Annotated in this window: 25 protein-coding genes; 13 read left to right on the top strand and 12 right to left on the bottom strand. The window is 68.1% G+C overall.

Annotated features, from left to right (window positions below):
- Window positions 1-79 precede the first annotated feature (79 nt).
- The gene (locus A3AG_RS0128725; protein ID WP_018008727.1) at window positions 80-430 is read right to left on the bottom strand and encodes an RcnB family protein; all 351 of its coding nucleotides are present in this window, start codon (window positions 428-430) and stop codon (window positions 80-82) included.
- A gap of 396 nt (window positions 431-826) precedes the next feature.
- On the opposite strand from A3AG_RS0128725, the gene A3AG_RS0128720 reads away from it, so the two are divergent.
- Window positions 827-1,999 (top strand): GGDEF domain-containing protein, encoded by a 1,173-nt coding sequence (locus A3AG_RS0128720; protein ID WP_026164545.1) that lies wholly within the window; start codon window positions 827-829, stop codon window positions 1,997-1,999.
- Between the two features lie 25 nt (window positions 2,000-2,024).
- Here A3AG_RS0128720 and A3AG_RS0128715 read toward each other — a convergent pair whose 3' ends face one another.
- The 5 genes from A3AG_RS0128715 to A3AG_RS0128695 all read right to left on the bottom strand — a co-directional run bounded on the left by A3AG_RS0128715 (window position 2,025) and on the right by A3AG_RS0128695 (window position 7,275).
- Entirely contained in the window at window positions 2,025-2,972 is a 948-nt protein-coding gene (locus tag A3AG_RS0128715; RefSeq protein WP_018008725.1) for a BMP family ABC transporter substrate-binding protein, read from the bottom strand.
- A complete protein-coding gene (locus tag A3AG_RS0128710) occupies window positions 2,969-3,931 on the bottom strand; it encodes a Bug family tripartite tricarboxylate transporter substrate binding protein (protein WP_018008724.1) in 963 nt (320 codons plus the stop codon). The genes A3AG_RS0128715 and A3AG_RS0128710 overlap by 4 nt, the downstream gene beginning before the upstream one ends.
- A 36-nt stretch (window positions 3,932-3,967) precedes the next feature.
- The gene (locus A3AG_RS0128705) at window positions 3,968-5,047 is read right to left on the bottom strand and encodes a porin (RefSeq protein WP_035849933.1); all 1,080 of its coding nucleotides are present in this window, start codon (window positions 5,045-5,047) and stop codon (window positions 3,968-3,970) included.
- Window positions 5,048-5,285: 238 nt separating this feature from the next.
- Window positions 5,286-5,825 carry a single-stranded DNA-binding protein gene (locus A3AG_RS0128700; protein WP_018008722.1) on the bottom strand — a complete coding sequence of 180 codons (540 nt, stop codon included), beginning with the start codon at window positions 5,823-5,825 and terminating at the stop codon, window positions 5,286-5,288.
- 199 nt (window positions 5,826-6,024) lie between these two features.
- Entirely contained in the window at window positions 6,025-7,275 is a 1,251-nt protein-coding gene (locus A3AG_RS0128695) for an MFS transporter (RefSeq protein ID WP_018008721.1), read from the bottom strand.
- A gap of 224 nt (window positions 7,276-7,499) precedes the next feature.
- Here A3AG_RS0128695 and uvrA point away from each other — a divergent pair, with 224 nt between their 5' ends.
- Window positions 7,500-10,364, top strand: a complete 2,865-nt coding sequence (gene uvrA, locus A3AG_RS0128690; RefSeq protein WP_018008720.1) for an excinuclease ABC subunit UvrA — start codon at window positions 7,500-7,502, stop codon at window positions 10,362-10,364.
- A 39-nt stretch (window positions 10,365-10,403) separates the two neighbouring features.
- Here uvrA and A3AG_RS0128685 read toward each other — a convergent pair whose 3' ends face one another.
- Window positions 10,404-10,997, bottom strand: a complete 594-nt coding sequence (locus A3AG_RS0128685) for a histidine phosphatase family protein (protein ID WP_018008719.1) — start codon at window positions 10,995-10,997, stop codon at window positions 10,404-10,406.
- 114 nt (window positions 10,998-11,111) lie between these two features.
- Between A3AG_RS0128685 and A3AG_RS0128680 the strand changes: the two genes are divergently transcribed.
- Entirely contained in the window at window positions 11,112-11,597 is a 486-nt protein-coding gene (locus A3AG_RS0128680) for an adenosine-specific kinase (RefSeq protein WP_018008718.1), read from the top strand.
- A 9-nt stretch (window positions 11,598-11,606) separates the two neighbouring features.
- Here A3AG_RS0128680 and A3AG_RS0128675 read toward each other — a convergent pair whose 3' ends face one another.
- From A3AG_RS0128675 to A3AG_RS0128665, 3 genes are all read right to left on the bottom strand, one after another.
- Complete coding sequence (locus A3AG_RS0128675) at window positions 11,607-13,286, bottom strand: Na/Pi cotransporter family protein (protein ID WP_018008717.1); 1,680 nt, start codon at window positions 13,284-13,286, stop codon at window positions 11,607-11,609.
- Window positions 13,287-13,493: 207 nt separating this feature from the next.
- Entirely contained in the window at window positions 13,494-14,105 is a 612-nt protein-coding gene (locus tag A3AG_RS0128670; protein ID WP_018008716.1) for a LysE family translocator, read from the bottom strand.
- A 40-nt stretch (window positions 14,106-14,145) separates the two neighbouring features.
- Window positions 14,146-14,718: an adenine phosphoribosyltransferase gene (locus A3AG_RS0128665; RefSeq protein ID WP_018008715.1), complete on the bottom strand. Its 573-nt coding sequence runs from the start codon at window positions 14,716-14,718 to the stop codon at window positions 14,146-14,148.
- Window positions 14,719-14,961: 243 nt separating this feature from the next.
- Between A3AG_RS0128665 and A3AG_RS0128660 the strand changes: the two genes are divergently transcribed.
- Window positions 14,962-15,540 (top strand): DJ-1/PfpI family protein, encoded by a 579-nt coding sequence (locus tag A3AG_RS0128660; RefSeq protein ID WP_018008714.1) that lies wholly within the window; start codon window positions 14,962-14,964, stop codon window positions 15,538-15,540.
- A gap of 98 nt (window positions 15,541-15,638) precedes the next feature.
- The gene (locus A3AG_RS0128655) at window positions 15,639-16,013 is read left to right on the top strand and encodes a ribbon-helix-helix domain-containing protein (protein WP_012351671.1); all 375 of its coding nucleotides are present in this window, start codon (window positions 15,639-15,641) and stop codon (window positions 16,011-16,013) included.
- Between the two features lie 26 nt (window positions 16,014-16,039).
- Here A3AG_RS0128655 and A3AG_RS0128650 read toward each other — a convergent pair whose 3' ends face one another.
- The gene (locus A3AG_RS0128650) at window positions 16,040-18,019 is read right to left on the bottom strand and encodes a monovalent cation:proton antiporter family protein (protein ID WP_018008712.1); all 1,980 of its coding nucleotides are present in this window, start codon (window positions 18,017-18,019) and stop codon (window positions 16,040-16,042) included.
- Window positions 18,019-18,276, bottom strand: coding sequence for a hypothetical protein (locus A3AG_RS34275; protein WP_167332282.1), 258 nt, complete (start codon window positions 18,274-18,276; stop codon window positions 18,019-18,021). Before A3AG_RS34275 ends, A3AG_RS0128650 begins: the two co-directional genes overlap by 1 nt.
- On the opposite strand from A3AG_RS34275, the gene A3AG_RS0128645 reads away from it, so the two are divergent.
- The 8 genes from A3AG_RS0128645 to hprK all read left to right on the top strand — a co-directional run bounded on the left by A3AG_RS0128645 (window position 18,163) and on the right by hprK (window position 25,260).
- Window positions 18,163-19,146 carry a KpsF/GutQ family sugar-phosphate isomerase gene (locus A3AG_RS0128645; protein ID WP_026164543.1) on the top strand — a complete coding sequence of 328 codons (984 nt, stop codon included), beginning with the start codon at window positions 18,163-18,165 and terminating at the stop codon, window positions 19,144-19,146. The two genes, A3AG_RS34275 and A3AG_RS0128645, sit on opposite strands and share 114 nt — an antisense overlap.
- Window positions 19,147-19,192: 46 nt before the next feature.
- Complete coding sequence (gene lptC, locus A3AG_RS0128640) at window positions 19,193-19,822, top strand: LPS export ABC transporter periplasmic protein LptC (protein ID WP_018008710.1); 630 nt, start codon at window positions 19,193-19,195, stop codon at window positions 19,820-19,822.
- Between the two features lie 118 nt (window positions 19,823-19,940).
- Window positions 19,941-20,585 carry a lipopolysaccharide transport periplasmic protein LptA gene (gene lptA, locus A3AG_RS0128635; protein ID WP_018008709.1) on the top strand — a complete coding sequence of 215 codons (645 nt, stop codon included), beginning with the start codon at window positions 19,941-19,943 and terminating at the stop codon, window positions 20,583-20,585.
- Between the two features lie 8 nt (window positions 20,586-20,593).
- The gene (lptB, locus tag A3AG_RS0128630; RefSeq protein ID WP_018008708.1) at window positions 20,594-21,394 is read left to right on the top strand and encodes an LPS export ABC transporter ATP-binding protein; all 801 of its coding nucleotides are present in this window, start codon (window positions 20,594-20,596) and stop codon (window positions 21,392-21,394) included.
- A 124-nt stretch (window positions 21,395-21,518) separates the two neighbouring features.
- The gene (locus tag A3AG_RS0128625; protein ID WP_018008707.1) at window positions 21,519-22,997 is read left to right on the top strand and encodes an RNA polymerase factor sigma-54; all 1,479 of its coding nucleotides are present in this window, start codon (window positions 21,519-21,521) and stop codon (window positions 22,995-22,997) included.
- Between the two features lie 48 nt (window positions 22,998-23,045).
- Window positions 23,046-23,396: a ribosome hibernation-promoting factor, HPF/YfiA family gene (gene hpf, locus A3AG_RS0128620; RefSeq protein ID WP_010814386.1), complete on the top strand. Its 351-nt coding sequence runs from the start codon at window positions 23,046-23,048 to the stop codon at window positions 23,394-23,396.
- A 355-nt stretch (window positions 23,397-23,751) separates the two neighbouring features.
- Window positions 23,752-24,207, top strand: a complete 456-nt coding sequence (locus A3AG_RS0128615) for a PTS sugar transporter subunit IIA (RefSeq protein ID WP_018008706.1) — start codon at window positions 23,752-23,754, stop codon at window positions 24,205-24,207.
- Window positions 24,208-24,288: 81 nt separating this feature from the next.
- Window positions 24,289-25,260, top strand: coding sequence for an HPr(Ser) kinase/phosphatase (hprK, locus tag A3AG_RS0128610; protein WP_012351664.1), 972 nt, complete (start codon window positions 24,289-24,291; stop codon window positions 25,258-25,260).
- The last annotated feature ends 145 nt before the right edge of the window (window positions 25,261-25,405 follow it).

Here is a 25,405-nt window from a genome sequence, read left to right as displayed (position 1 = left end):
CGGTGCCAGCCCCCCAAAAAAACCGCCACGCGTCGAGGCGTGGCGGTTTGCCATGTTTGCTGCGGATGCGGTGGCGGCCTCAGGAGCCTGAGCCGACCTGCTGGATCACGCCGTTGGGCGCCACCAGGTAATACTCGGCGCCAATCCCGACCCAGCGCGTACCCTTGCGCGGCGCGGGCAGGTTGTACTGCTTGTAGTCGTCGATCACATACTGGCGGTCCCGGAACTCGGTCGGCAGCCGGTCGCCTTTCTTCCACTGCTGCACCTGCATATAGGGCGAGCTTTGCGCCATCGGCGCGGACGCGGCCCCGGGTTCGGCCATGGGTTCGGTCATCGGCCTGGACCTGGCACCGCCCTGCGCCATCGCGAAAGGCGCCGCCAGCACGCTTGCCGCCAGCAACAACACTGGCATCGCTTTCTTGGTCTTCATCGTGATCTCCTTGCGTACGGGAAAACCGAACTGCCGGAGGATCCGACAGCATCTACCAGATTAGTCACAAATGCAGGCAAGCGGGCATCCGGCGTCCGCGGCACCGTGCGGGCGCCGGCCCCGCGTGTTCACAATTGTTTGCCGGTCCGGCCCCCATTCGGGGGGGCGCCTCCGGCGCCACCCGTGTCTAGAATGCTTGCACAGAAACAATTTGTTACCAGCGGTTGCCGGCCGGTCGATTTGGCTGCGGGCCGCATTGCGGGCTCCGCCGGCGGTGCCACACCGCGCACGCGGGACGCCTGCCGCTATCCATGTTCCCTGGCTTGCGCGCTTTGACACGCATCGCACGCGGGCTTCATTCCCTGCCAGAGAACTCACCAAGACAGGGGACGCTCCGTGTTGCACGATGCCGGTCTATTCCTGGCACTGGTCAATCCCGCCATTGCCTTGCTGCTTGCTCTCTGCTTCCTGTTTGCGTGGCACCATGAGCGCACGCGGCCCCACCTGCTGCAGGTGGGCGCCTGCTATCTGCTGGCCGCCGCGGCAATCGGCCTGCAGGTCCTGTGGCCGCCGCGCGCCGGCGGCGGGACCGCCACGGTTACCGGCGCGCTTTACCTGGGCAGCGCGGTGCTGCTGCTGCGCGGCATGCTGGCCCGCATCGGCGCTCGCCCCGACCGCTGCGTGGCGATGGCGCTGCCGCTCGCCCTGTTCGGCATGGTGTCGTGGTTCGACCTGGTGCACCCGAGCCTGGTCGCGCGCATCTACATCCTGAATGTCGGCGTCGCGCTGATCCTGCTGGCGGGGGTCGCGCCGCTGGCCCGGCTGCGCACCGGCCGCACCGTGGACCGGGTGCTGTTCTGGGTGTACCTGGTGTTCGCGCTCCAGTTCCTGCCGCGCACGCTTCTGGCGCTGGCGCCGGCCGCCGTGCATGATGCCGCCGTGCTGCCGCCCACCGCCTACTGGCTATGGCTGCAGGCCACGCTGGCCTTGCTGCTGCTGGCGCTCGGGCTGGCACTGCTGGCGGCGACCGCGCAGGACGTGATCGACGACCTGCGCCATGAACGCGATACCGATGCGCTGACCCAGCTGCACACGCGCCGCAGCCTCGAGACCCTGGCCGCGCGCCTGATTCCGCCGCGCCCGGGCGAATCGCTGAGCGTGCTGCTGTGCGACCTGGACTTCTTCAAGTTCATCAACGACAACTACGGCCACAGCGCCGGGGATGCGGTGCTGACGCAGGTCGGCCGCGTCATCGCCGCAGGCATCCGCCGCCGCGATATCGCCGCGCGCCTGGGCGGCGAGGAATTCGTCGTGCTGTTGCCCGACACTCCGCATGACGCGGCGCTGCAGCTGGCCGAGCGGCTGCGCCAGACGCTGGAGCAGACCAGCATGGACGTGCTGCCGGGCATGGGCAACGTGACCGCCAGTTTTGGCGTGGCCACGCTGCGGCCCGGCGAAGACCTGGAAGCGCTGCTGATGCGCGCGGACAACGTGCTGTACGCGGCCAAGAACAACGGCCGCAATTGCGTCGAGTGGGAGCGCGAGGCGGGCTTGCCGGCGCTGGTCTGAGACCTGCAGGTGTTGGCCTTCCCCCTCAATGCGATGAGCGGGCGGCCGCTTGCGTGGCGCGGGTCTCGAACTCGGGACCGGCATAGTCTTCATCCACCGCCACGCTGCCGTCGAGCAGCCGCTGGCTCCAGTGGTCGAGTGCCACGCGCGCGGCCTGGCTGACATCGCGGCCCAGTGCCAGCCGCACCGCGGACGGCGTCTCCAGCCCGAACGCACGCACCGACCCCCACGCAATGCGGTCGCGCGCAAAATCCGCGATCGCGTGCTCGATGCACAGGCCGCTGTCGGCCACCGCCGAAGCCACGAACACCTCCGGATGCCGGCGCGTCCAGTCGAGCACGTTGCCGATCTGGCGCATGCCGCTGGCGCGGCAGGCGGCGATGGCGCCGTCGCGGCCACCGTCGAGCATCGCAAAGACGAGGTCGGCGCCGGCCCGGGCCTGCGCGGTGACGGCGCGGCTGGCAAGCCCCGGGTCATGCTGGTTGCCGCAGAAGGTGGTCAGCGCCGTCATGCCCGGCGCGGCGCTGCGCACGCCATGGAGGAACGCCGCGCGGCCCTTCAGGCCCGGGCGCACCTTCTCGCCGGACAGGTGCGCCACCACCCCGGTGCGCGAGTCCGTTGCGGCGAGCACGCCCGCAAGGAAGGCGGACTGTTCCTGCAGCACGGTGTAGCTGGCGGTATTGGCGCACAGCACGCTGCCCTGCGTGACCACGAAGCGGCGCAGCGGATGGCGCGCGGCGGCCACGGCGACGGGATAGTCGCCCTGGCCGCCGTGGGCGACGACCAGGTCCGGTTCGCTTTCGCACAGCGCCAGCACGGCGGCGGCGCGCGCCTGCGGATCCGGGTCGGCAATCCATGCCACCGCGACATCGTGGCCGGCGGCGCGCGCGCGCATGGCGCCGTCATGGCCGGCCTCGTTGAAGCTGCCGCGTCCCTCGGGCCCGAACAGCACTACCTGGATGCGCGCGCTCATGACAGCGTCGCCCCGGTGGCCGCGACCACCGGCCCCCATGCCTGCACCTGCTGCCGCACATAGGCGGCGAAGGCCTCGGGCGAGCGCTCGGCCAGGACGAAGCCCTGGGCTTCCAGGCGGCCGCGCACGGCCGGTTGTTGCAGGATGTCCTGCAGGGGCTGATGCAAGCGTTGCACGATGTCCTCGGAAAGGTTGGCCGGCGCCGACACGCCGACAAAGTTTTCGGCAAGCAGGCCGGGATAGCCGGCCTGCGCCACGGTTGGCAGTCGCGGCGCCTGCGGCACCCGCCGGGCCGCCGTCACGGCCAGCAGGCGCAGGTCGCCGGATTGCAGGGATGGCAGGTTCTGCGGCAACGCGTCCACCGCGAACGGGATCTGCCCCCCGAGCAGGTCGGCGCGCATGGGCCCTGCGCCCTTGTACGGCACATGGATCAGCTTCAGTCCGGCCTGCTGGCCGAACAGTTCGCCGACGATGTGCGCCACCGACGCCGCGCCGCCGCTGCCGAACGGCACCGGATCGCGCTGCGCGCGGATCCACGTCGCAAGTTCCGCCAGGCTGCGCGCGGGCACCGACGGATGCACCGCAAACACCATCGGCACCGCGCCGATGTAATGCACATGGGTAAAGCTGTGCACCGGGTCGTAGCCGGGCCGCCTGAGCAGGAACGGCGAGATGCTCAGCGCGGCCGAGTTCGACATCAGCAGCGTGTAGCCATCGTTGGGCGCGGCGGCCACGGCCGCGGCGCCGATGGTGGAGCCCGCGCCGGGGCGGTTGTCGGTCACGAACGGCTGCCCCAGCCGCTCCTGCAGCAGCGGCGCCAGCAGGCGCGCGACGATGTCGCTGGAGCCGCCGGGCGGAAACGTCACCACCAGCCGCACCGGATGCCGCGGCCATGCCGCGCCGCGCTCCGCACGCGCGGGGAGGCCGGCCAGGGCCGGCAGCGCCAGCAGGCGCGCCATGCATTGTCTTCTGGAAACCATGGTCCGTTCCTCGCCTTACAAGCGATGGCGCAGGCCGACGCCGCCGCCAAACTTGTTGCCGCGCACGCCCATGAAGGCGGGCAGCGCATAGGCACCGCTGATGCGGTTGAAGTCGGCTTCGGCGTAGACGCTGGTGCGCCGCGACAGCGCGTACTCGGCCACGCCGGTCAGCATCAGCCGATGGCCGCTGGCGGCGCTCTGCCGGTCATAGCCCGCGGCGAGCGAGAACGCCAGCGCGGGCGTTGCCTGCAGCGTGGCGCCGCCGGTCAGCACATGGTTGCGGGTCGGGGCGAGGCGGTAGCGGTGGTCCAGGTAGCCCAGCGCCAGCTTGACGCGGCCGAGCTGGCTGCTGCCGCCGAGGCCCCAGATCGTGCGGGCCTCGGCGGTCGGCAGCGCATCGGTACGCTGCAGCAGTGCTCCCACGTCGATGCGCGCCGTGGTCCAGGCCAGCGCCAGGCCACGGCTGCTGCCGGCCGTCGCGTCACCAGGCACTTCGCCGAAGGTGTAGTGCGCGGCCGCAGACAACGCGCCCAGCCGGCCCGCATACTTGACCATGTTGTCCTGGCGCGGACCGGTGTAGCCGTTGAGGATCGCGACCGCATCCAGGTTGGGATGGCCGTAGGGCTGGAAGCGGAAGGTGGCATCGTAGGCCGTGGTGAACTGCCGGCCGAAGGTCAGCTGGCCCCACGTCTGGTGCTCGACGCCCAGGTACGACTGGCGGCCGAACAAGCGGCCCGCGCCCTGCGTGCCGGCTTGCCCGTAGTTGGCGGTCGCCGTCCCCTGCAGCGAGGTGCCGGTGGCGAGATCGAAGCCGCTTTCCAGCGTGAACAGCGCCGCCCATCCCCCGCCCAGCGCCTCGGTGCCGCGCATGCCCCAGCGCGAGCCGCTGAAGTAGCCCTCGCCCAGTTCGGCCAGGCGCTGGTCCCCGCGGTTGTTGTCCGAGTACCTCGCCATGGTGTCGATCAGGCCATAGACCGAAACCGACGGGGCCGGCTGTGCGCGCACCAGACCGCTGGCCCCGCAAGCCATGCCCGCCACCATCCCGGCCATTGCCACGGGCATGGCGTAGCCGCGTCCTGCATTCCACACCCTCACGGGCACCTCCATTTTGCATACAAAATAAGAACGCAAAATATAGGGCTCGCCCCATGTCGCGCATACGAATGTGTGCGCATGAGGTCATGCGGTTTGTGCGGGCTTCGCCTGGGCAGCGGCGCGAGACAGCGGCAAGCAGCTGGCCGCGCGGCCCGCCCGCATGTGCCGGCCCAAGAAAAGCAAAAACCCCCGCAGCGCGGGGGTTCCAGGGCAATGCTCGCGGATTCTGTCGCGATACTCAGAACGGAATATCGTCGTCCATATCCTCGAAGCCGTTCGACGCCGGCTGCTGCGGACGGCGTGCAGCGCCGCCCTGCTGGCCGCCACCGCCCTGGGCACCACGGCCGCCGCCATAGCCGCCGCCGCCCGACGATTCGCGGCTATAACCGCCGCCACCACCACCACCGTAGCCGCCTTCATCGCCGCCACCGCCGCCACCGCCCTGGCGCGAACCCAGCATCTGCATCTGGTCGGCAACGATCTCGGTGGAATACTTGTCCTGGCCGGACTGGTCCTGCCACTTGCGGGTGCGGATGCGGCCCTCGATATAGACCGACGAGCCCTTGCGCAGGTACTGGGCGGCGATCTCGGCCAGCTTGCCGAACATCGCCACGCGATGCCATTCGGTGGCTTCCTTCATCTCGCCGGACTGCTTGTCCTTGTAGCGGTCGGTGGTCGCCAGGCGCAGGTTGGTGACGGCGTCGCCGCTGGGCATGTAGCGCGTTTCGGGGTCTGCGCCGAGGTTGCCGACGAGAATGACTTTGTTGACCGATGCCATGTGAATGTTCTCCAAAAGCCACGCGCGGTGTTGAAAAGCGTGGCAATACGATGACGGTGAAAGCGGGTTGTAGTTTGACGCGATCGTGCCGCGACGTAAACGAACATCGCGCCCCCGCCAGAATGCCGGGTGGCGCGATGATGCTAGGCCTCTTTCCGGCCCGAATGCTTTACGAAATGATGCGAAAGCGGGCGGCGGCTCAGGCCGCGGTCGCCGGTGCGGCTTCCTGCCCGCGCGCCGGCGGCGCCTTCATGCTCCAGGCGATTATAAGCCACAGCAACAGCACCGCCGCGCAGCCGACGAACACGGCACTGCGGCCCTCGTGCTTGAGCAGCCAGCCGCCGGCGGCACCGCCCAGGAACAGGCCCAGCGCCTGGGTGGTGTTGTAGACGCCGAGCGCCGCCCCGCGCGCGGCGGCGGCGTAGCGCGACACCAGCGAAGGCTGCATGGCCTCCAGCACATTGAAGGCGACGAAGAACAGCAGCAACACCCCGACGATCGCCCACAGCCCGTGCACCGCGGCAAACAGCAGCTGCACCGCGGTCATCAGCGCGACCGCGCCCAGCAGCACCGGGCGCACGCGGCCGTAGCGCTCGGCCGCCATCATCGGCCCCAGCATCAGCACGAAGGACACCAGCACCACCGGCAGGTAGACCTTCCAGTGCTGGTCCAGCGGCATGCCGGCGTCGGCCAGCATCGCCGGCACCACCATGAACATCGCCACCTGCGACGCATGCAGCGCCAGCACGCCGACATTGAGCCGCGCCAGGTCGCCGTTGAGCAGCACCTTGCGCAACGGCAGCCGCACCGGGTGCGGCGGCGGCGGGGTCGGCACCAGGAACACGGTCACGCCGATGGCGACCAGGCCCAGCACCGACATCAGCCCGAAGATGCCGGACATGCCGATGCTGTGCAGCAGCGGCGAGGCAATCACCAGCGACAGCGCGAAGGTCAGCCCGATGCTGCCGCCCACCATCGCCATGGCCTTGGTGCGATGGCGCTCGCGGGTCAGGTCGGCGATGCAGGCGGTGATGGCGGCGGAGATCGCACCCATGCCCTGCAGCGCGCGCCCGGCAATGATGCCGGACAGCGTGTCGGAAAACGCGGCCACCAGGCCGCCGGCGATGAACAGCAGCAGGCCGCCCACCATCACCGGCTTGCGCCCGACGCGATCGGACAGCCAGCCCAGCGGGATGTGCAGGAACGCCTGCATCAGGCCATAGATGCCCATGGCCAGGCCCACGCGCTGGGCGTCCTGCCCGTCGGGCAGGGCCCGGGCGTATTCGGCGAAGACCGGCAGGATCAGGAACAGGCCCAGCATGCGCAGCGCAAAGATGCTGGCCAGCGACACCGCGGCACGCACTTCGGCGCGCGTCATGCGCTCGCGCGCGGGGACTTGGGATGCGTCGGCGGCACCCGTATCCGGGGAAGAAGACTGGATCGACGGCATTGCGATCGTGGGATCGTGTGGATTCGGGGCCGGGCTGTTGCCGGAGGGCGGCAAGGGTCGGGTCCGCTGGTGGCCGGACAACCCCGGAAACCGAAGTTGGGTATATTAACAGGTTTGCTCCTTCGCGCTTCCCGGGTCACCTGGCCATGCCGGCTGGCCCCGAGAGGTGCGCCCGGGTGCGCATTCCGGCCGGGGCGGCCCGCCTGGCGACGACTTTTCGGCATATGGAAGAAATCAAGATCCGTGGGGCGCGTACCCACAACCTGAAGAACATCAATCTCGACCTGCCGCGCAACCGGCTGATCGTGATTACGGGGCTGTCCGGCTCGGGCAAGTCCTCGCTGGCCTTCGACACGCTCTATGCCGAGGGCCAGCGCCGCTACGTGGAATCGCTCTCGGCCTATGCGCGCCAGTTCCTGCAGCTGATGGAGAAGCCCGATGTCGACCTGATCGAGGGGCTGTCGCCGGCGATCTCGATCGAGCAGAAGGCCACCAGCCACAACCCGCGCTCGACGGTCGGCACCGTCACCGAGATCCACGACTACCTGCGGCTGCTGTACGCGCGCGCCGGCACCCCCTACTGCCCCGACCACAACCTGCCGCTGCAGGCGCAAAGCGTGTCGCAGATGGTCGACGCGGCGCTGGCGCTGCCGGAAGACACCAAGCTGATGATCCTGGCGCCGGTAGTGGTCGACCGCAAGGGCGAGCACTCGGACCTGTTCGACAGCATGCAGGCACAGGGCTTCGTGCGCTTTCGCATCCGCTCGGGCGGCGGTACCGCGCACGAGGCGCAGGCCCGGGTCTATGAAGTCGACCAGCTGCCCAGGCTGAAGAAGACCGAAAAGCACAGCATCGACGTGGTGGTCGACCGCGTCAAGGTGCGTGCCGACATCAAGCAGCGCCTGGCCGAGTCGTTCGAGACCGCGCTGCGCCTGGCCGACGGCCGCGCGCTGGCGCTGGAGATGGACAGCGGCAAGGAGCACACCTTCAGCTCGCGCTTTGCCTGCCCGATCTGCTCGTATTCGCTGCAGGAACTGGAGCCGCGGCTGTTCTCGTTCAACAACCCGATGGGCGCGTGCCCGAGCTGCGACGGGCTGGGGCAGATCACGTTCTTCGACCCGAAGCGGGTGGTGGCCTTCCCCAACCTGTCGCTGGCGTCGGGGGCGATCAAGGGCTGGGACCGTCGCAACCAGTTCTACTTCCAGATGCTGCAAAGCCTGGCGGCGTACTACGATTTCGACACCGACACCGCGTTCGAGGACCTGCCCGAAACGGTGCAGCAGGTGGTGCTGCACGGCTCGGGCGAGCAGGAAATCCCCTTCACCTATATCAACGAGCGCGGCCGCACCACGGTGCGCGAACACGTGTTCGAAGGGATCATCCCCAACCTGGAACGCCGCTACCGCGAGACCGATTCGGTCGCGGTGCGCGAGGAACTGGCCAAGTACCAGAACAACCAGCCCTGCCCGGCCTGCCACGGTACGCGGCTGCGCACCGAGGCGCGCCACGTCAAGCTGGGCGACGGCGAACAGGCGCGCGCGATCTATGAAATCAACGGCTGGCCGCTGCGCGACGCGCTGACCTATTTCCTGACGCTGGACATGCACGGCGCCAAGCGCGAGATCGCCGACAAGATCGTCAAGGAAATCACCGCGCGGCTGAACTTCCTCAACAACGTCGGTCTGGACTACCTGTCGCTGGAGCGCAGCGCCGACACGCTGTCGGGCGGCGAGGCCCAGCGCATCCGGCTGGCGTCGCAGATCGGCTCGGGCCTGACCGGTGTGATGTACGTGCTGGACGAGCCCTCGATCGGCCTGCACCAGCGCGACAACGACCGCCTGATCGGCACGCTCAAGCACCTGCGCGACATCGGCAATTCGGTGCTGGTGGTCGAGCATGACGAGGACATGATCCGCGCCTGCGACTACGTCGTCGACATCGGCCCGGGGGCCGGCGTGCACGGCGGCATGATCGTGGCCGAGGGCACGCCGCGGCAGATCGAGGCATCGCCGGCTTCGCTGACCGGGCAGTACCTGTCCGGCCAGCGCCGCATCGAAGTGCCGAAACAGCGCACCGCGCCCGACGACGAGCGGCTGCTGCGCATTGTCAACGCCAGCGGCAACAACCTGCGCAATGTCACCGCCGAAGTGCCGGTGGGCCTGCTGACCTGCATCACCGGCGTGTCCGGCTCGGGCAAGTCGACGCTGATCAACGACACGCTCTACCACGCGGTGGCGCGCCATCTGTACGGCTCGACCCCCGAGCCGGCGGCGCACGACCGCATCGAGGGGCTGGAGCATTTCGACAAGGTCATCAACGTCGACCAGAGCCCGATCGGCCGCACGCCGCGTTCCAACCCGGCCACCTACACCGGCCTGTTCACGCCGATCCGCGAACTGTTCGCCGGCGTGCCCTCGGCCAAGGAGCGCGGCTACGACCCGGGCCGCTTCTCGTTCAACGTCAAGGGCGGGCGCTGCGAATCGTGCCAGGGCGACGGCGTGCTCAAGGTCGAGATGCACTTCCTGCCCGACGTGTACGTGCCCTGCGACGTCTGCCACGGCAAGCGCTACAACCGCGAAACGCTGGAGGTGCTGTACAAGGGCAAGAACATCTCCGAGGTGCTCGACCTGACCGTCGAGCAGGCGCACGAGTTCTTCAGCGCGGTGCCGGTGGTGCGGCGCAAGCTGCAGACGCTGCTCGACGTGGGCCTGGGCTATATCCGCCTGGGACAGTCGGCGACCACGCTGTCGGGCGGCGAGGCGCAGCGCGTCAAACTGTCGCTGGAGTTGTCCAAGCGCGATACCGGGCGCACGCTCTACATCCTGGACGAGCCTACCACGGGCCTGCACTTCCATGACATCGAGCTGCTGCTCAAGGTCATCCACAAGCTGCGCGACCAGGGCAATACCGTGGTGATCATCGAACACAACCTCGACGTCATCAAGACCGCCGACTGGCTGATCGACATGGGGCCCGAAGGCGGCGCCGGCGGCGGCCAGGTGATCGCGCGCGGCACGCCGGAGGCGGTGGCGAAGAGCAAGGCGAGCTTTACGGGGAAGTATCTGGCGCCGCTGCTCAAGCGCGCGTGACACGCGGACTGTCCGCCGGACTGTCGGCCGGGCTGCGGCTCAATCCAGCCCACCAGCCGGCAACACCCGCGTGCGCCTCGGCGCGCCAGCCTGCGGCAACTCGATCACCACGCCGCCACCACTGTCGGCGCGATGGCCGGTCAGCGCGGTGATCACCACCTGGTGCGTGACCATCAGGTAGGGCCCGCCGCGCGGGTCTAGACCGTCGATCAGCCGCGCCAGCTGCGCGACCTGCGCGTCGCGGCGCTGCGCATCCGCGCCGAAGAACGAATTGAGCAGCGGCTGCACCTGCACCGGTCCCAGCGCGAGCAGCCGCGCCGTGTCCTGGCAGCGGCACCAGGCGCTGCTCCACACCTGCGTCGGCCGGAAGCCGGCCGCTTTCCAGCTCTGTCCCAGCCGCGCCGCCTGCTCGCGTCCGCGCGCGTCGAGGTTGCGCTGGGTGGCGCAATCCGCCAGCCGGAACCCGGGCGGGTCGCCCACGCCCGGCGCGCTGGCATGGCGCAACACCACCACGACATGCGGGTGCCGCAGTTCGCTCAGCGCGATTTCACGCTGTGATGCCGGAGCGACCTCGGCGGCGGCAAGCGTCGGGACGAGGGCAAGCGCGGCAAGCCATCTGCAAAAGGCGGTCATGGGCGGCTCCGCTGGTGGGCCAACCCATCCGGTATAGCAGGCGCCGGCTTGCTTTCGCTACCTCGCGCCCTACCATGAAGCGGACGGCGACACCCGTCGCACAGGAGCCACGCCATGGAACTGACGGTCGTACCGGTTGCCAAGCCGGAAGCCACCAACTTTATCTTCGGCCAGTCGCATTTCATCAAGACCGTGGAAGACCTGCACGAGGCGCTGGTGGGCACGGTGCCCGGCATCCGCTTCGGGCTGGCGTTCTGCGAGGCCTCGGGCAAGCGGCTGGTGCGCTGGTCGGGCACCGACGAGCACCTGATCGACATGGCTTGCGAGAACGCGCGCGCCATCGGCGCGGGCCACAGCTTCCTGATCTTCCTCGGCGACGGCTTCTTCCCGGTGAACGTGCTGGGCGCGGTGCGCGCCGTGCCGGAGGTGTGCCGGATCTACTGCGCGACCGCGAACCCGACGCAGGTGATCATCGCGCAGACCGATGCGGGGCGTGGCGTGGTAGGGGTGATCGACGGCGCCTCGCCGCTCGGGATCGAGACCGATGCGGATGTGGCGGAACGAAAGGCGTTGCTGCGCAAGTTCGGCTACAAGCTGTAGCCGTGCCGCTCAGGGCCGCGCCGCCTGCACGCTGGTGACCGGCGCCACGTCGTCTTCCTTCATCCGGCTGCGATTCAGCACCCCAGCCTGCTCGAGCACCGGATAGGCCGTCGCACAGAACAGCGAATTGAGCCGCTTCAGCTCGCTGATCACATCCAGATGCAGCGAACTGGTCTCGACGCTTTCCGCCGTCTGCACCGCCACGCGCTGCAGGTGGGTACGCGCGTACTTGCGCTCCAGTTCGCGGAAGTTGGCCTTCTCCGCCATCAGCGCCTGCGCGCTCTTGAGGTCGCCGTTGAGAAACACCGACAAACCCAGGCGCAGATTGGCCACCAGCCGCGCATGCATTTCGGCGATCTCCTGCATGCCGGCCTCGGAGAACATCAGGTTGTGGGCGATCTTCTTGTCCTTGGTATCGAGCAGGATGCGCTCGATGATATCGCCGGCATGCTCGAGGTTGATGGTGAGCGAGATGATCTCGGTCCAGCGCTGGCCGTCGCGCTCGTCCAGCGCTTCCAGGCTGATGCGGGTCAGGTAGAGCTTGATCGCGGTGTAGAGGTCGTCGACCTCGTTGTCGATGCGGCAGGTGGCGGTGGCCAGCTTGGCATCGTTGGTGCGCAGCACGCGCAGCATGTTGTCGAGCATCTGCTCGATGCGGTCGCCGATGCGCAGCACTTCGCGCGCGGCGTTGGACAGCGCCAGCGTGGGCGTCGACAGCGCGGCGGTATCGAGATGGCGCGGCGTGACCTGGCTGTCGCCGGTATTGCGCCCGGGCAGCACCTTTTCGCACAGGCGCGCCAGCGGCGCGGTGGCGCCGAGCAGCAGCACCGCCAGCGCGACGTTGAACAGCAGGTGGAAGTTGACGATCAGGCGTTGCGGCTCGTGGTCGACCAGCGCCAGCAGTTCCTCGGCCTGCCCCAGCAGCGGCAGCGCGATCAGGCAGCCCAGCAGGCGCGACAGCAGGTTGCCGAGCGTCACGCGCTTGCCCGGCTGGTTGTTGCCCGAGGTGGTCAGCAGCGCCGAGACGCCCGAGCCCAGGTTGGCGCCCAGCACCAGCGCCAGCGCCACGTGGATCGACACCACCCCGGCCGAGGCCAGCGCGCCGCAGAACAGCACCACCGCCAGGCTCGAATAGCACAGGATGGTCAGGAACGCGCCGACCAGCATGTCGAGACCCGAATCGCCGGTCAGCGAGGCGAACAGCACCTTGACGCCGGCGGCCTGCACTACCGGCCGGGTCGCGATCGAGATCAGTTCCAGCGCCAGCGTGATCAGGCCCAGGCCGATCAGCACGCGCCCGACGTGGCCGGGCTTGCTGCCCTTCCAGGTCAGGTGGCAGATCACGCCGACGAAGATCAGCAGCGGCGACAGCCACGACAGGTCGAGCGAGAACACCTGCACCATCAGCGCGGTGCCGACGTTGGCGCCCAGCATGATCGCCAGCGCCGGCGCCACGGCAATCAGGCCCTGGCCGACGAAGGAACTGACGATGACGGCGGTGGCGTTGCTGCTCTGGACCAGCCCGGTAACGCCCAGTCCGGCGAGGAAGGCGGTGAAGCGGTTGGAGACGCTGGTCGACAGCACGTGGCGCAGGTTGGCGCCGTAGACGCGCAGGATGCCGACCTTGACGATATTGGTGCCCCAGACGAGCAGGGCAACGCCCGATAACAGGTGAAGGAGAACGCCCATGGTGCGCCTTTGCGTGACCGGTGCCGAATACTGACTGGAGGCTCCGCCCGGTCATCGTGTCATTGTCAAGGGCTCATTATGCGCCCGGCCCCCGGCACCGGCAACGTCGTGGGCCCCGCGCTGCGGGGCGCGGGCAACATCGCAACGCCGGGGCAGCCGCCGCGACGATGCGGCAGCGCAGCGCCGGCGGCGCTGCCAGGGTCTGGCTCAGGGCAGCGCGACCTTGATGCCGAGCCCGACGAAGATGGCCCCGGCAGCGCGGTCCAGCCAGCGCCCGGTGGCCGGCCGCCGGCGCAGCCAGGCGCCCAGCCAGCCCGCGCACAGCCCGAACAGCGAGAACACTACCGCGGTCTGCAGCATGAAGACCACGCCCAGCAGCAGGAACTGCAGGCCGGGATGCGCGGCATCGGTGCGCACGAACTGCGGCAGGAACACCAGGAAGAACAGCGTCACCTTGGGGTTCAGCATGTTGCCCAGCACGCTCTGGCGGAACACCCGCGCGAGCGGCACGGCATCGACCTCGCCACCCTGCGCCAGCCCGCCCTTCGCACGCAGCGCCTGGATACCGATCCAGATCAGGTAGGCGGCGCCGGCGTACTTGATCAGCTGGAAGGCCAGCGGCGAGGAACGCAGCACCGCGGCCAGCCCCACCGCCGCGATCACGGTATGGAACAGGCAGCCGACCGAAAAGCCCAGCGCCGCCACCAGGCCCGCGCGCCGGCCCTGCGCCATGCCGCGCGCCAGCACCTGCAGGTTGTCGGGCCCCGGGGCCACGGTCACGGCGACCGAGGTCAGCAGGAACAGCAGCAGGTCAGGCATGGACGCTCCTTGCGTGGGTCTTAGCTTGCGCGCGCATCGCTCAGTGCCCCTCGAATTTGCACACGGTAAACAGCGGCAGCCCGGCGCCATGCAGCAGCTTCGATCCGCCCAGCTCGGGCAGGTCGACGATGGCGGCGCCCTCCACCACGGTCGCGCCCAGGCGCTCCAGCAGCCTGCGCCCGGCCATCATGGTGCCGCCGGTGGCGATCAGGTCGTCGACCAGCAGCACCCGGTCGCCGGCCCGGCACGCGTCGGCATGGATCTCCACCGTGGCGCTGCCGTATTCCAGTTCGTATTCCTCGGCCACGGTCTGGAACGGCAGCTTGCCCTTCTTGCGGATCGGCACGAAGCCCAGGTTCAGCTCGTACGCGACGATCGCGCCCAGGATAAAGCCGCGCGCATCGATGCCGGCGACCAGGTCCAGTTTCGCGTCCATATAGCGGTGCACGAACACGTCGATCAGCACGCGCAGGGTCTTGGGGTCCTGCAGCAACGGCGTGATGTCGCGAAACATCACGCCTGGCTGGGGCCAGTCCGGCACGGTCCGGATGCGGTCGCGCAGGTAGCCGGTGACGTCGCCGAGGTCGGGGGACTGGATGATGGAATCTGCCATAGGATCGGGATGGGCGCACGGCGCGCCGGTCAGAAAGCGGTGGCGGCGGCATGTGGGCGACGCGCTAACCCAGCGTGGTAAGCCGGCGTGGTAACCCCGCGTGGTAACCCCCGCGTGGTAACCCATTACCACCCGCGCCCGCGGGGCGCCCAGCACAATGGCCCTGCCGGCAGGACAGGCTGCCCGCGCCGGCTTGCCGCGTCCGGCACCCGCCGGACACCCGTAACCATACAGGAGACCACGATGGCAAAAAAGATTCTGATGCTGGTGGGCGACTACGCCGAGGACTACGAAACCATGGTGCCGTTCCAGGCGCTGCAGATGGTGGGCCACACCGTCCATGCCGTCTGTCCCGACAAGCGGGCGGGCGAGGCCTGCGCCACCGCGATCCATGATTTCGAGGGCGACCAGACCTACAGCGAGAAGCGCGGCCACAACTTCACCCTCAACGCCAGCTTTGCCGAGATCGACCCGGCCGGCTACGACGCGCTGGTCATCCCCGGCGGGCGCGCCCCCGAATACCTGCGCCTGAATGCGCGCGTGCTGGAGATCGTGCGGCACTTTGCCCAGGCCGGCAAGCCGATTGCCGCGGTGTGCCACGGCGCCCAGCTGCTGGCGGCCGCGGGCGTGCTGGAAGGCAAGACCTGCTCCGCCTACCCGGCCTGCGCGCCGGAAGTAAAGCTGGCCGGCGGCATCTATGCCGAGATCCCGGTCGACCAGGCCCACACCGACGGCAACCTCGTCACCGCCCCGGCCTGGCCGGCGCATCCGGCCTGGCTGGCGCAGTTTCTTGCGGTGCTGGGCACGCGGATCGTACATTAGTGCTTTCCGCACGCGGCGCCGCGCGCGTGATGCATGGCCTGCCAAGGCCGGCCATGCAACCCAGCCTGCCGGCCGCGCCGCCCGCCAGGGAGCCCTTGATGTGTGAAATCTTTATCCGCGCCAATCCGGCGTCTTACCAGAGCCAGTCGCGCTCGCTGCGCCTGCACGGCGCGGCCACCAGCATCCGCCTGGAAAGCCTGTTCTGGGAAGTGCTGGAAGAACTGGCGCAGCGCGACGGCATGACCGTCAACCAGCTGATCACGCGCCTGCACGACGAACTGACCGAACACCGCGGCAGCGAAGCCGTGGCGGGCAATTTCTCGTCCTTCCTGCGGGTGTGCTGCCTGCGCTACCTGATGCTGCAAGGCGAGGGCCGCATCCCGGCCGATCGCGACGTGCCGATCCGCTCGCTGGATGCGCGCGCGGTGCTCGACAACCTGCCGGAGTCCTGGGTCGAGCCGCGGCCGCACTGAGCCGGCCGCGGCGCCGGTGCGGGTGCTCAGCCGTTCAGGATGCGCATCTCGGCGGCCTCCAGCGCCTCGGGCGGGCCGCGCAGCACGACGATATCCCCCGGCTCCAGCACGGTTTCCGGCTCGGGGTCGAAGGCGCGGATGCCGCGCCGGCGCACCGCGGTCACCTCGACCCCGATGCGCTCCAGCCCGAGCACGCCCAGGCGCCTGCCCACCGCGGTGGATTGCGGCCCGAGCGACACCGAATGCAGCCGCACCGAGTCGCGCTCGACCATGTCCTCTTCGTCGTCGCGGCCGTGGAAATAGCCGCGCAGCAGGCTGTAGCGCGCATCGCGCGCCTGCTGCACGCCGCGCACCACCCGGCGCATCGGCACGCCCAGCAGCACCAGCGCGTGCGAGGCCAGCATCAGGCTGCCTTCGATGATCTCGGGCACCACCTCGGTGGCGCCGGCCTTCTGCAGCGTGTCGAGCTCGGAATCGTCGACCGTGCGCACGATCACCGGCAGCCCCGGCGCCAGTTCCTGCACATGGTGCAGCACCTTCAGCGCCGACTGCGTGTTGGCATAGGTCACGATCAGCGCGGCGGCGCGGTGCAGGCCCGCCGCGATCAGCGCCTCGCGCCGGCCGGCGTCGCCGTAGACCACGGTATCGCCCGCGGCGGCGGCTTCGCGCACGCGGTCCGGGTCCAGGTCGAGCGCCACGTAGTTGATGCCCTCGCGCTCCAGCATGTGCGCCAGGTTCTGGCCGCTGCGGCCGAAGCCGCAGATGATGGCGTGCTTCTCGGTCTGCAGGCTCTGGGCGGCGATGCGGGTCATGTTCAGCGACTGCATCAGCCATTCGTTGGCGGCAAAGCGCAGCACGATGGCGTCGCTGTACTGGATCAGGAACGGTGCCGCCAGCATCGACAGCAGCATCGACGCCAGGATCACCTGGATCAGCACCGGGTCGACCAGGTTCAGGCCGTCGATCTGGTTCAGCAGCACGAAGCCGAACTCGCCGGCCTGCGCCAGCCCGAGGCCCGTGCGGATGGCCACGCCCTGGCGCGAGCCGAACACGCGCGCCAGCGCCGCGATCAGCACCAGCTTGAACAGCACCGGCACCACCAGCAGCGCCAGCACCAGCCAGATATGGTCAAGCACCACGCGGATGTTGAGCAGCATGCCGATGGTGACGAAGAACAGCCCCAGCAGCACGTCGCGGAACGGCTTGATGTCCTCCTCCACCTGGTGGCGGTAGGGCGTCTCGGAGATCAGCATGCCCGCCATGAAGGCGCCCAGCGCCATCGACAGGCCGAGCCGCTCGGTCAGCGCCGCCATGCCCAGCGTGACCAGCAGCAGGTTCAGCATGAACAGTTCCTGCGAGCGGCGCGCCGCCACCACATGGAACCAGCGGCTCATCAGGCGCTGGCCCAGGAAGAAGATCGCGCCCAGCGCCACCACGATCTTGAGCGTGGCCAGGCCGAGCGCCATCGCCAGGTCGCCCGGATCGCGCGACAGCGCTGGAATCACGATCAGCAGCGGCACCACCGCCAGGTCCTGGAACAGCAGGATGCTGATGATGTTGCGCCCGTGCTCGCTTTCCAGCTCCATGCGCTCGGACAGCATCTTGGACACGATCGCGGTGGAAGACATGGCCAGGGCCCCGCCCAGCGCCACCGAAGCCTGCCACGACAACGGGAACAGCCAGTTGAAGGCCCAGCTGGCCGGCACCACCGCCAACATCGACAGCACCACCTGCGAGCCGCCCAGGCCGAACACCAGCCGCTTCATCGCGCGCAGCTTGGCCAGGCTGAATTCCAGCCCGATCGAGAACATCAGGAAGACCACGCCGAATTCGGCAAGGTACTTGGTCTGCGCGGTGTCGCTGGCCAGCCCGAGCGCATGCGGCCCGATCAGGATGCCGACGGCCAGGTAGCCCAGCATCGGCGGCAGCTGCAGCATGCGGAACGCGACCACGCCGAACACGGCGGCGGCCAGCAGCACCAGGGTCAGTTCCAGCGGAGAATGCATCAGGCGGTCAGGGTGACCGGCAAGGCGCGCGGCCGAGCCGGCACGGGCACCCTGCCGGCGGAAATACGGCGAGCACGGGCGAACGCGACGCGCGCCACGGCTCGGCCCAGGTGCGTTCGCATTCGTTGGTATACTTCGTCGCCATGATAGCTAATTTCGATGCGGATCGAGCACTCCGGCTCGCCCGCGACACGCTCCAGACCGAAGCCGATGCGGTTTCCGCACTTTCCGGCCGCCTGAACGGCGACTTTGCCCATGCGGTGCAGCTGATCCTGCAGTGCACCGGGCGCGTGGTCGTTTCCGGCATCGGCAAGTCCGGCCATATCGGCCGCAAGGTCGCGGCCACGCTGGCCTCGACCGGCACCCCCGCGTTCTTCGTGCACCCCGCCGAAGCCAGCCACGGCGACCTCGGCATGGTCACGCGCGACGACGTGCTGATTGCCTTCTCCAATTCCGGCGAGACCGGCGAGCTGCTGTCGATCATCCCGATCGTCAAGCGCATCGGCGCGCGCCTGATCTCGGTCACCGGCAACCCCGACTCCAACCTCGCCAGGCTGGCCGACGTACACCTGGACGCGGCGGTCGAGAAGGAAGCGTGCCCGCTCAACCTGGCACCGACCGCCAGCACCACCGCCGCGCTGGCGCTGGGCGACGCGCTCGCGGTGGCGGTGCTCGACGCGCGCGGCTTCGGCGAGGAAGATTTTGCCCGCTCGCACCCCGGCGGCGCGCTCGGGCGCAAGCTGCTGACCCATGTGCGCGACGTGATGCGCACCGGCAATGCCGTGCCCCAGGTGCGCGAAAGCACGCCGCTGGCCCAGGCGCTGATGGAAATCACGCGCAAGGGCATGGCCATGACCGCGGTGGTGGATACCGACGGACGCGCCATCGGCGTGTTCACCGACGGCGACCTGCGCCGCCTGCTGGAAACCCCGCGCGACTGGAAGACCGTGCCGATCGGCGAGGTCATGCACCGCAACCCGCACGTGGTCAACCAGGACCAGCTCGCGGTGGAGGCCGTGCAGGTGATGGAGGCCAACCGCATCAACCAGCTGCTGGTGGTGGACGACGAAGGGCGCCTGACCGGCGCGCTGCATATCCACGACCTGACCCGCGCCAAGGTCATCTGAGCGGGCGCGACACTGACTGCACAAGCAGCACAACGCCAAGGACACCATGCAGGCACTCCTCGCCTCCCTCAGCGGCATCGTCATGCGGCTGCTGCCGCTGCTGCTGATGGCCATCGTGGCGGGCAGCACGTTCTGGCTGGTCCAGATTAACTCCCCCAGGGAAGACCAGGCCGCGCAGATCACCAAGAAGCACGAGCCGGATTACTTCATGGACCGCTTCTCGGCCACCGAGCTGGCGCCCGACGGCAGCACCAAGATCCGCTTCACCGGCGAGCGCATGGTCCATTTCGAGGACGACCAGACCTACGAGGTCACCCGCCCCGCGATGCGCGCCTATGAGCCGGACCGCCCGCCGGTGACGGCGCGCGCCGACACCGGCCGCATGAACGCCGAAGGCACGGTGATTGACCTGTACGGCAACGGCTACGTACTGCGCCAGCAGGGCAAGGATCCGTCCAAGGATCCGCAGCTGACCGCGGCATCGAGCTATTTCCAGCTGCTGGTCAATGACGACATCGTCAAGACCGACAAGCCCGTCAAGCTGACGCGCGGACCGTCGGTCATGACCGCCAACGGACTGATCTTCAACAACGTCACCCGCGAAGTACAATTGCTCGGCAATGTGCGCGGCACCATCATTACCGGCCCGTCGCCGGGCCGTGCGCCAGGGTCCTGACTCCCGGTCCGGCGCGGCGGCGCCCGCGGTGCCGGCCGGCACCGCCCCGCAGCGCGCGCCGAAGTCCGCGCAAACCGCACCACCACGCATCCAGACGCCCTCAAGCAACCCTGCCAACATGACCGCTTCCCTGACGACATCGTCCCGTCGACGCACTGCCCCGGCCCTGCTCGCGCTGGCCATGGCCCTCGGCCTGCTGGCCCAGCCTGCCCTTGCCGAGCGCGCGGACCGCGACAAGCCGATGGTGCTCGAGGCGGACAACGCCAGCTATGACGACGTCAAGCAGATCTATACGCTGACCGGCAACGTGGTGCTGACCAAGGGCACCATGATCCTGAAGTCCGACGCCGCCGAGCTGCGCACCGACCCCGAGGGCTACCAGTTCGCCGTGGCCACCTCGAAGCCGGGCAGGCAGGCCTATATCCGCCAGAAGCGCGAAGGCGTCGACGAATACATCGACGGCTGGGGCGATCGCATCGAATACGACGGCAAGCAGGAATTCTCCAAACTGATCGGCAATGCCCGCATGGCGCGGCTGCAGGGCGCCAAGCTGGTCGACGAGATCCGCGGCGCGGTGCTGACCTACGACAGCCGCAAGGAACTCTATACCGCGGCGGGCGGCGGCAGCGGCGATGCCGCCGCCGCCAATCCGTCGGGCCGCGTGCGCGCGGTGCTGTCGCCGCGCCAGGACCAGAAGTCCGGCACCGCCGGCGGCTCGCCGCTGGACCTGAAGTCGGCGCCCGCGCCCGCCAACAAACCCTGACCGTACCCATGACCGATACCGCCACCCTCGCCGACAAGCCTTCCGTCGAAGCCAACGCCGTCCTGCCCGGTGGCAGCACGCTGGTCGTGCGCCACCTGAAGAAGCGCTATGGCTCACGCACGGTGGTCAAGGATGTCTCGCTCGACGTCAAGAGCGGCGAAGTGGTCGGGTTGCTCGGCCCCAACGGCGCGGGCAAGACCACGTCGTTCTACATGATCGTCGGCCTGGTGGCGCTGGATGAAGGCGACATCGTGCTCGACGGCGACCACATCAGCGGCCTGCCGATCCACGAGCGCGCGCGCATGGGGCTGTCGTACCTGCCGCAGGAAGCCTCGGTGTTCCGCAAGCTCAATGTCGAGGAAAACATCCGCGCGGTGCTGGAGTTGCAGCTCGACAAGGGCAAGCCGCTGGCCAAGGCCGAGATCGAGCGCCGCCTCGATGCCCTGCTCGACGACCTGCAGATCGCGCACCTGCGCAACAACCCGGCGCTGTCGCTGTCCGGCGGCGAGCGTCGTCGCGTGGAAATCGCGCGCGCGCTGGCGTCGTCGCCGCGCTTCATCCTGCTGGATGAACCGTTCGCCGGCGTGGATCCGATCGCCGTCGGCGAGATCCAGCGCATCGTCAGCTTCCTCAAGGCGCGCAACATCGGCGTGCTGATCACCGACCACAACGTGCGCGAGACCCTAGGCATCTGCGACCACGCCTACATCATCAGCGAAGGCACGGTGCTGGCCGCGGGCCAGCCTGAAGACATCATCGCCAATGACGCCGTGCGGCGCGTCTATCTGGGCGAGAACTTCCGCATGTGACAAGGCTGCCCGCTGCCCGCGGGCAACCGCGGCGCCGCGGCGCAGAGAGCCAGCGACGATCACAGCGCACCAGCGATAGCAATTTCCGTTCCAACATCGGAAAGATGCGCATAAAATAGGTCGCATGAAACCGTCGCTACAGCTCCGCCTCTCCCAGCACCTGGCACTGACCCCGCAGCTGCAACAGTCGATCCGGCTGCTGCAGCTTTCCACGCTGGAACTGCAGCAGGAAGTCGAACAGGCGCTCACGGAAAACCCGCTGCTCGAGCGGGAGAACGACTGGATCGAAAGCCCGCTGCGCGTGGCCGCCGATGGCTCGGTCAACGTACAGAGCGCGCCTGCGCCCGCCCCCGCCGAGCCCCAGGGCAATGGCGATGCCCGCGCCGAAGGCGCCGCCGATGACGGCTACGGCGACAACAGCAGCGGCGACGACTACGGCAACAGCGATTGGAGCCTGGACGACTTCGCCCGCCGCCCGCAAGGCGACGAGGACGAAAAGACGCCGATGCAGCTGCGCGACGCCGAGCCCACGCTGCGCGAATACCTGATGGAGCAGCTGACGCCGCTGAAGATCTCGGCGCGCGACAAGGGGCTCGCCATCTTCCTGATCGAGTCGCTCGACGACGATGGCTACCTGAGTGCCTCGCTCGAGGAGATCTGCGCGGAACTGCCCGAAGAACTCGAGTTCGACCCCGACGAAGTCCACGCCATCCTGACGCTGCTGCAGAGCTTCGACCCGGCCGGCGTGGGCGCGCGCAATGCCGCCGAATGCCTGGCGCTGCAATTGCGCCGGCTGACACACCCGCAGCGCGAACTGGCGCTGACCATCGTCAACCATCACCTGGAACTGCTGGCGGTACGCGACTACACGCGGCTGAAGAAGGCCCTGCAGGTCGATGAAGTCGCGCTGAAGGCCGCGCATGACCTGATCCGCTCGCTGGCGCCCTACCCCGGCCATGCCTACAGCCGGCCCGAGGCCGATTTCGTCGTGCCCGATGTGTTCGTGCGCAAGAGCGGCGGCGGCTGGGTCGCGCAACTCAATCCGGATGTGATGCCGAGGCTGCGCATCAACGATATGTACGCCCAGATCCTGCGCGGCGCCAAAGGCGAAACCGGTACCGCCGGACTGCAGCAGAAGCTGCAGGAGGCACGCTGGCTGATCAAGAACATCCAGCAAAGGTTCGACACCATCCTGCGTGTCTCGCAGGCCATTGTCGAGCGTCAAAAGAACTTTTTCACCCACGGTGAAATCGCCATGCGCCCCTTGGTTTTGCGGGAGATTGCCGATACACTGGGTTTACACGAGTCAACCATCTCCCGGGTGACGACCAATAAATACATGGCCACGCCGATGGGTACTTTCGAACTGAAGTACTTCTTCGGCAGCCACGTGTCCACCGAAACCGGTGGCGCGGCTTCATCAACGGCCATCCGCGCCTTGATCAAGCAACTGATAGGAGCCGAAGACCCGAGGAATCCCCTTTCCGACAGTCGCATCGCCGAACTGCTGGGCGAACAGGGCTTCGTTGTCGCACGCCGCACCGTCGCCAAGTATCGTGAAGCCTTGAAAATCCCCGCAGTCAATCTCCGCAAGTCTTTGTAGCCGAGCCCACCGCCTGCCTGGTGAGGCTCTTTCAGAAGGAGAAGCGCTATGAACTTCAAGATCAGTGGACACCACCTGGACATCACGCCCCCTCTGCGTGAGTACGTGGAAACGAAGCTGGAGCGAATCGTCAGGCATTTCGATCAAGTCATTGGCGTTAGCGTGCTGCTCTCTGTCGACAATCACAAGGAAAAGGACCGGCGTCAGTACGCGGAAATCAATCTGCATCTCAAGGGCAAGGACATCTTTGTCGAGGCGCATCACGAAGACCTGTATGCGGCGATCGACGCACTCGTCGACAAGCTGGACCGTCAGGTGATTCGCTACAAGGATCGCGTGCAAGGCCACGACCGCGAAGCGGTCAAGTACCAGATGGCCGCAGCGCAAATGCAGCAGTAAACCCCGTGCCCGGCGGCCCGCAGCGGGCTGCTGAACCAGGATTCCACAGGCAAGCCGCGCCGACGAAGCGCGGCTTTTTTGCGCCCCGGCGCCGGCCCCGCTGTGGCAGCCAAGCAAACGCTGCTCGCGCATGAAGGCCCGAAGTGTTCGCAAGCGCAGCGCCAAGGTGTATGCTGCGCCATACAAAGAGAGAGAAATCGTGGCCGCGCCTGCCCGCGCTGCACCGCACAATGCTAGGGCAGACGCTGCTCTATAATGGGCCGGACGTCTTCCCAGCCGCGCCCGCAGCGGTCAGCAAACCAGCCGCTGCCCGGCGGACCGATCCGCCCGCTAACTGAAATCCTGCGCATCGCCCATGAATCGTTTGGCCAAATTGCTGCCACCCGGCAACATCACCCTCGACGTCAGCGTCACCAGCAAGAAACGTGTGTTCGAGCAGGCCGGGCTCCTCTTCGAGAACAACCATGGCGTGGCGCGCGCCATCGTGACCGACAACCTGTTCGCGCGCGAGTCGCTGGGCTCGACCGGACTCGGTGCCGGCGTGGCGATCCCGCATGGGCGCATCAAGGGCCTGAAGCAGCCGCTGGCCGCTTTCATGCGCCTGGCCGAGCCGATCCCGTTCGAATCGCCGGACGGCAAGCCGGTTTCGCTGCTGATCTTCCTGCTGGTGCCGGAACAGGCCACGCAGCAGCACCTGGAAATTTTGTCCGAGATCGCGCAACTACTGTCGGACCGCGACATGCGCGAGGGCCTGGCGACGCTGCCCACGCCCGATGCCGTGCATGAACTGCTGATCGCATGGCATCCCTGATCCACTGATTCCCCACAGCGGGCCGGCACCAGACCGGGCAGGCGCCACGCGCTTCGAACACCGCCTTACCAGTCAACACGCATGGAACTCACCGGCGTCACCTCCCAGTCCATCTTCGACGACAACGCAGCCGACCTCAAACTCTCGTGGGTCGCTGGCCTGGAGGGCGCGGACCGCGCCTTCGACGTGGAATTCGCCCGCGAAGCGACCTCCGCCGCAGACCTGGTGGGCCACCTCAACCTGATCCACCCGAACCGGATCCAGGTCCTCGGCAAGCCCGAAATCACGTACTACCAGCGGCTCGACGACGAGACCCGCAAGCGCCAGATGGGCGAGCTGATCCTGCTCGAGCCGCCGTTCCTGGTGATAGCCGACGGCATGGAGCCGCCGCCGGACCTGGAACTGCGCTGCACGCGCTCGTCGACGCCGCTGTTCACCACGCCGGTGTCTTCCGCCGCCGTGATCGACCACCTGCGCCTGTACCTGTCGCGCATCTCGGCGCCGCGCGTGACCATGCACGGCGTGTTTCTCGACATCCTGGGCATGGGTGTGCTGATCATGGGCGAATCGGGCCTGGGCAAGAGCGAACTGGGCCTGGAACTGATCTCGCGCGGCCACGGGCTGGTGGCCGACGACGCCGTCGATTTCGTCCGGCTGGGGCCGGATTTCATCGAGGGCCGCTGTCCGCCGCTGTTGCAGAACCTGCTCGAAGTGCGCGGCCTGGGGCTGCTCGACATCAAGACCATCTTTGGCGAGACCGCGGTGCGGCGAAAGATGAAGATCAAGCTGGTGGTGCAGCTGGTGCGGCGCAACGACGGCGAATTCGAGCGGCTGCCGCTGGATTCGCAGTATCTGGACGTGCTGGGGCTGCCCATCCACATGGTCAAGATCCAGGTGGCGGCGGGCCGCAACCTTGCGGTGCTGGTCGAGGCCGCCGTGCGCAACACCATCCTGCGCCTGCGCGGCATCGACACGCTGCGCGACTTCATGGACCGCCAGCGCGCCGCGATGCAGGCCGATGCCGTCTCGCGCGGCCAGGGCCGCCTGCTTTAAGGGCCCGTCCGTCGCGGTTTTCAATTGCTTACAACGGCGTGGTACGCGCTCGTCAACGTTTCTCAGGCATGCTCCGTTTTGTGCGGTAATGGGCATCACGCCCGTTACGGAAGCTGCGACGCCGACCCCGGCGCGCGGCGATAAG

It is taken from the genome of Cupriavidus neocaledonicus (assembly GCF_000372525.1).
Classification (GTDB): Bacteria; Pseudomonadota; Gammaproteobacteria; order Burkholderiales; family Burkholderiaceae; genus Cupriavidus; species Cupriavidus neocaledonicus.
The sequence above is the reverse complement of the archived record's forward strand: the minus strand, read 5'-3'. Positions and strand labels throughout refer to the sequence as shown.

Excerpts from the sequence above, each read along its gene's own strand:
- A3AG_RS0128725 (WP_018008727.1), bottom strand. The coding sequence starts at position 430 with ATGAAGACCAAGAAAGCGATGCCAGTGTTGTTGCTGGCGGCAAGCGTG.
- A3AG_RS0128715 (WP_018008725.1), bottom strand. The coding sequence starts at position 2,972 with ATGAGCGCGCGCATCCAGGTAGTGCTGTTCGGGCCCGAGGGACGCGGC.
- A3AG_RS0128710 (WP_018008724.1), bottom strand. The coding sequence starts at position 3,931 with ATGGCGCGCCTGCTGGCGCTGCCGGCCCTGGCCGGCCTCCCCGCGCGT.
- A3AG_RS0128700 (WP_018008722.1), bottom strand. The coding sequence starts at position 5,825 with ATGGCATCGGTCAACAAAGTCATTCTCGTCGGCAACCTCGGCGCAGAC.
- A3AG_RS0128695 (WP_018008721.1), bottom strand. The coding sequence starts at position 7,275 with ATGCCGTCGATCCAGTCTTCTTCCCCGGATACGGGTGCCGCCGACGCA.
- uvrA (WP_018008720.1), top strand. The coding sequence starts at position 7,500 with ATGGAAGAAATCAAGATCCGTGGGGCGCGTACCCACAACCTGAAGAAC.
- A3AG_RS0128685 (WP_018008719.1), bottom strand. The coding sequence starts at position 10,997 with ATGACCGCCTTTTGCAGATGGCTTGCCGCGCTTGCCCTCGTCCCGACG.
- A3AG_RS0128680 (WP_018008718.1), top strand. The coding sequence starts at position 11,112 with ATGGAACTGACGGTCGTACCGGTTGCCAAGCCGGAAGCCACCAACTTT.
- A3AG_RS0128675 (WP_018008717.1), bottom strand. The coding sequence starts at position 13,286 with ATGGGCGTTCTCCTTCACCTGTTATCGGGCGTTGCCCTGCTCGTCTGG.
- A3AG_RS0128670 (WP_018008716.1), bottom strand. The coding sequence starts at position 14,105 with ATGCCTGACCTGCTGCTGTTCCTGCTGACCTCGGTCGCCGTGACCGTG.
- A3AG_RS0128665 (WP_018008715.1), bottom strand. The coding sequence starts at position 14,718 with ATGGCAGATTCCATCATCCAGTCCCCCGACCTCGGCGACGTCACCGGC.
- A3AG_RS0128660 (WP_018008714.1), top strand. The coding sequence starts at position 14,962 with ATGGCAAAAAAGATTCTGATGCTGGTGGGCGACTACGCCGAGGACTAC.
- A3AG_RS0128655 (WP_012351671.1), top strand. The coding sequence starts at position 15,639 with ATGTGTGAAATCTTTATCCGCGCCAATCCGGCGTCTTACCAGAGCCAG.
- A3AG_RS0128650 (WP_018008712.1), bottom strand. The coding sequence starts at position 18,019 with ATGCATTCTCCGCTGGAACTGACCCTGGTGCTGCTGGCCGCCGCCGTG.
- A3AG_RS0128645 (WP_026164543.1), top strand. The coding sequence starts at position 18,163 with ATGATAGCTAATTTCGATGCGGATCGAGCACTCCGGCTCGCCCGCGAC.
- A3AG_RS34275 (WP_167332282.1), bottom strand. The coding sequence starts at position 18,276 with ATGGGCAAAGTCGCCGTTCAGGCGGCCGGAAAGTGCGGAAACCGCATC.
- lptC (WP_018008710.1), top strand. The coding sequence starts at position 19,193 with ATGCAGGCACTCCTCGCCTCCCTCAGCGGCATCGTCATGCGGCTGCTG.
- lptA (WP_018008709.1), top strand. The coding sequence starts at position 19,941 with ATGACCGCTTCCCTGACGACATCGTCCCGTCGACGCACTGCCCCGGCC.
- lptB (WP_018008708.1), top strand. The coding sequence starts at position 20,594 with ATGACCGATACCGCCACCCTCGCCGACAAGCCTTCCGTCGAAGCCAAC.
- A3AG_RS0128625 (WP_018008707.1), top strand. The coding sequence starts at position 21,519 with ATGAAACCGTCGCTACAGCTCCGCCTCTCCCAGCACCTGGCACTGACC.
- hpf (WP_010814386.1), top strand. The coding sequence starts at position 23,046 with ATGAACTTCAAGATCAGTGGACACCACCTGGACATCACGCCCCCTCTG.
- A3AG_RS0128615 (WP_018008706.1), top strand. The coding sequence starts at position 23,752 with ATGAATCGTTTGGCCAAATTGCTGCCACCCGGCAACATCACCCTCGAC.
- hprK (WP_012351664.1), top strand. The coding sequence starts at position 24,289 with ATGGAACTCACCGGCGTCACCTCCCAGTCCATCTTCGACGACAACGCA.